The organism is Natronomonas sp. (genome assembly GCF_046710025.1).
Taxonomy (GTDB): Archaea; Halobacteriota; Halobacteria; order Halobacteriales; family Haloarculaceae; genus Natronomonas.
The window spans coordinates 1-4,139 of record NZ_JBKEGK010000221.1; the positions used below are offsets into that span (position 1 = coordinate 1).

The following is a 4,139-nucleotide window of genomic DNA, read 5'->3' on the forward strand; positions in this document are numbered from 1 at the left end:
CAGAGTATGTTGTGGGTCTCCTCAGCGAGTTCTACGAGCCAGCGCTCGATCTGGTTGGCGCGTTGTTCCGACCGGCGCTGAGAAACGGCGTTGTCGATCCGGTTGGCTAGAAGTTCGTACCGTTCTGTGCCCGACCCCTTCTGTAGATAGTCAGTCACCCCCTTCGAAATCGCCTTGCTTGCGACATCCTCGGACCCTTTTCCGGTGAAGAGAATAAACGGAAGTTCTGGATGCATCTCACGCACCTGTTCGAGAAGTTCGATACCGTCGAGTCTGGGCATGTTGTAGTCGGAGACTATACAATCGACATCATTAGCCCCGAGATGCTCGAGTGCGTCCTCGGCACACACCGAGGTGTGTACCGACAACGAATCATGCTCTTTTTCAAGAAACGCCGCAGACAGCTCTAGCAGGCTCTCGTTGTCATCGACGTGGAGGACATCGATCTGCTCGTCCGTGAGGTTTACACTCTCGCGTAACACGAACTCGTCATCGTCACGTTGCGCTTGGGGTTTCCGTCCCGCATCAGTTGGTGTTGGATCCGATTCGGCCATGTTGAGTTGTTGTTCGGTGGCGTGTTGTTGAATTGTTTCATTGTTTCATTGTTCGTTTATAATACAAGTAGATAGCTAGTCGTTACTGTTCCTCAGTTGTCCGTCTGATTTGGTGGTCGATTTTTGCCTCCATCTGTCGCCTTAGGCGTCTGCGTCGCACTCGATGCGTCGACCGTCGCTACGTCGGTTGTTACCGTGGTATCGAGGTCGAACGCTGCGACCTGCTCGCGTTCCCTGCGTTCGTCGACCGGTCGCCACCAGACACGACCGCGAGCCCCCACCTTTTTTGTCGCCAACCCACCGTCTTCGACGAGCGTCTCAAGCCTATTGTAGATGGTTCGGTCGGTACAATCGAACTCGCTACCGACTTCAGACGTTGTCAACGGCGTGCCTGGCGGGCCGAGAGTCGAAACCACGTCGCGGACCTGCATGAGAGTAGGAGACGAACTCATACGCCTCGTTGCTCCGGGGATGGTATAGTATTTCTGTCAAGGGAACAGTAGCCGATCAGCTGTCATGTAGTGCCTGTACTGGGTGCCTTGCCGATGTAGGCGTGCAAGGAGCAACGCGCGCCGTCGAGTCATTTCACCCTTCCAGTTCGATATCCAGAGGGTCTTTGATTTCGCCCATCACCGCTTCGAGGGCGTCCGTCGCGGTGACCAGTCCCACGACGTTCTCCTCGTCCTCATCATACACGAGCGCGAGTTCCTGGTGTTCGTCTTGAAACTGGTCGACGGCATCGCTGATGAGCGTGTCTGCTCGAAGCGTCATCGGTGGAGCGGCGATATCCTCGAACGTGACCTCGCCACGTCGGAGTTCGTCGATTTGATCGACAACCGTAGGCACATAGATAACCCCTCGATACTCGGCTGGATCGTCATCGACCAAGGGAAATCGCGTGTGCGGGCTCGTTCCGATTCGATCGAAGTTTTCTTGCGCGGAGGCGGCCGTTGAGAGAAAAATAATGTCTTCACGATCGGTCATGATGTCGCTGACGGGCTGTTCACCGACGGTGAAGGCATTTAAGACCTCTTCTTGCCGTTCCTCGGAAAGGTTCCCTCGGTCGAGTACGGTTCCGAGGCGGTGGCGGAGGTCTGCCCGCGATTCGACCCGGTCGGTTTCGGTTTCCAGCCAGGCACCGGTCATCTCGACGCCAAACAGCCCGAGGGTCCATTTGGCCGCGCTGTCTCCGAGCACGATAACCGGGTAGAGCAGTTTGGCAAACCAGTACAGCGGTGTCGCGCCGTACCGAGCGACGAACTTCGTCCGTTCGACCCCGAGATACGTGGGCGTCTGTTCGCCGTGGGTCAAGTGAAGCAGATTGATGATGGCAAACGCGAGGATACCACCCGCACCGATCGACGTGAGCAGCGTATTCTCAAACACGGGATCCATCAACGAAGCCAAGGCCGGTTCCGCGACAATGCCGACGGCGATGCTGGTTGCGGAGATGCCGACCTGACAGCTCGTGAGATAGATTTCGAGATCCTGTGTCATTTTCCACGCCCGTTGAAGCCCTGGGACGTCGAATTCGGATTGTGGATACTGCCGAACGCGGGTCAGCGCGAACTCGATCGCAACGAAAAACCCGTTTGCGAGAATAAGCAAGAGGCCGGCACTCAGGCGAAGCGCGAGTTCCAGACCGTTCATACGGCGGTGTTTTCCGACGAGATATCAAAAAAGGGTAGAATTCGTATCAAGACATAGGACAACGACGTTCGACACGTCGGTCCCAGGGCTGAACTATTCGACGGTGTCGAACTAGCGAATCGCCATCGCTTCTACACCGTCTCAGTCATCTTCGGTCAGTTGCTCGAGGACGCGCGTGGGCATTCGTTCGCGCATCTCCTCCGAGAGGGCTTCAGGGCTTCGCGGGGACGTCGGGGGCTCGGCGGGTTCGGGCTTGAGACCGGGGCCGAAGAGCCGTAACGCGGTACTGATCGTCGACCAGTCGTCGTTCTCGGCGGCGTCGCGGATGCTTTGAGTCGGTGCCGAGAGGAGCTGTCCGACGAGGGCGTCGGCCATCGACTCGAGAATCTCGCGTTCGGCTTCGGAGACGCCCTCGTCAGATTCGCTCTCGAGTTGTGAGAGGGCAGTCCGGAGCTCGCGACCCTTGATGCGCTCGGCGCCCTCGTACATCGCCGCAACGATTTGGTCTGCGCGCTTGCGCTTGTATTGGCTCAGGAGGTGCCCGAGTTCCTCGTCGATCATCGTTTCGACGACCTCGGCCGCCTCGCGGCGTTTCGCTTTGGTCTCGTCGGTCATTGTTTCGATCGCGTCAAGATCGTACACGGAGACGTCGTCGATCGAAGTCGCACTAGGCGCGACATCGCGGGGCTGTGCGATGTCAACGATGTAGGTCTCGCCGGCAGTTTCGAGGTCGTCCGGGTCGATGACATGCTCGTGGCTCCCGGTAGCGGAGACGACGACATCGGACTCGTCGGCGGCGACCGAAAGCGCATCGAGACCGACGACAGAGGTTTCGGTCTCGAGTTGGCCGGCGAGGCGTTCGGCGTTCGGGAGCGTCCGGTTCGCGATTACGAGCCGGCTGGCGGACTCGTCGAGCGCCTTTGCCGCCAGCGTCGCGATCTCGCCGGCCCCAACTACGAGAGCGGTCGCACCCCGGAGCCCGTGCTCGTCGTCGATGAACCGGACCGCGGCAGAGCCAATCGAGAGCGCGCCCTCATTGATCGCCGTCTCGCTCCGGGCCCGCTCGCCGACGTGGATCGACTTCAGGATCGCGTCGTCGAGGGTCGGCCCAATGGCGCCGGCGCTGCGGGCGTCCTCGTAGGCATTCCGAAGCTGGCCGATGATCTGGTCCTCGCCCAGCACGAGCGACTCGAGGCCACAGGCGACCGACATGAGGTGTCTAAAGCTCTCCTCGTGGCCGAGTTCGTGGACAGCGTCGGGATCAACATCGTCAACGTACGTCGACAGCGCCTCACGAGCTGAGGCCGTGGTCTCCGAGACGACGTACGCCTCGGCACGGTTGCAGGTCTGGAGGACGAACGCTTCGAGGACCTCGGGCCGCTGGAGTAGCGATTCGACGGCCGCTCGCTCGGATTCGGCCGCGGCGGCCTCAATCTGCTTGACTGTCGCATGACTATGTGAGATGCTGACGCCGGCGACGATTTCGTTTTGTGTTCCCATGGTCACGACTTCTCACCCAACGCCGCGTTAACGACGGCGTCAACTGTTTGTCGTGCTTTGGACGCACCCCCACCTAAATCCTTCCAAACCCTCGGCGATTGGACAGCAGCCCGAACAGCCTGACGGCGGCGATCCGGATCGACGTCACGGGCTTTCAGTTCCGCACGGACATCGGATGTTATTGCTGCTAGTTCGCCTGCGCCATCGAGTTCGGTCTCGATCCGCTTCCGGAGTTCCTTCGCGAGGGCAGGGCTCGCTCCACCGGTCGAAATCGAGACCGTGACGCCGCCGTCACGGACGGTCGCGGGGACGACAACGCTGCCGGGGCCGCGCTCGTCGGAGTGGTCGGCCCGGTTGATCAACGTCCCGCGACGGTGGGCCTCGTGTTCGGCCGCCTCGTTTACCGGGTCGACATCCGTCGCCGCGACGGCAAGT

The 4,139-nt window shown here is 60.0% G+C and carries 5 protein-coding genes; all 5 read right to left on the minus strand.

Annotation, left to right across the window (positions count from 1 at the left end; all coding sequences use genetic code 11):
* Positions 1–554: response regulator (locus ACI944_RS12400; RefSeq protein ID WP_411719355.1), on the minus strand; the 554-nt coding region annotated here is incomplete at its 3' end.
* Positions 555–646: 92 nt separating this feature from the next.
* Positions 647–1,006, minus strand: a complete 360-nt coding sequence (locus ACI944_RS12405) for a hypothetical protein (RefSeq protein ID WP_411719356.1) — start codon at positions 1,004–1,006, stop codon at positions 647–649.
* A gap of 133 nt (positions 1,007–1,139) precedes the next feature.
* The gene (locus ACI944_RS12410; RefSeq protein ID WP_411719357.1) at positions 1,140–2,204 is read right to left on the minus strand and encodes a CNNM domain-containing protein; all 1,065 of its coding nucleotides are present in this window, start codon (positions 2,202–2,204) and stop codon (positions 1,140–1,142) included.
* A gap of 141 nt (positions 2,205–2,345) precedes the next feature.
* Positions 2,346–3,704: a glutamyl-tRNA reductase gene (gene hemA / locus ACI944_RS12415; protein ID WP_411719358.1), complete on the minus strand. Its 1,359-nt coding sequence runs from the start codon at positions 3,702–3,704 to the stop codon at positions 2,346–2,348.
* A 2-nt stretch (positions 3,705–3,706) separates the two neighbouring features.
* A partial coding sequence (locus tag ACI944_RS12420; RefSeq protein WP_411719359.1) for a bifunctional precorrin-2 dehydrogenase/sirohydrochlorin ferrochelatase occupies positions 3,707–4,139 on the minus strand: 433 nt, incomplete at its 5' end.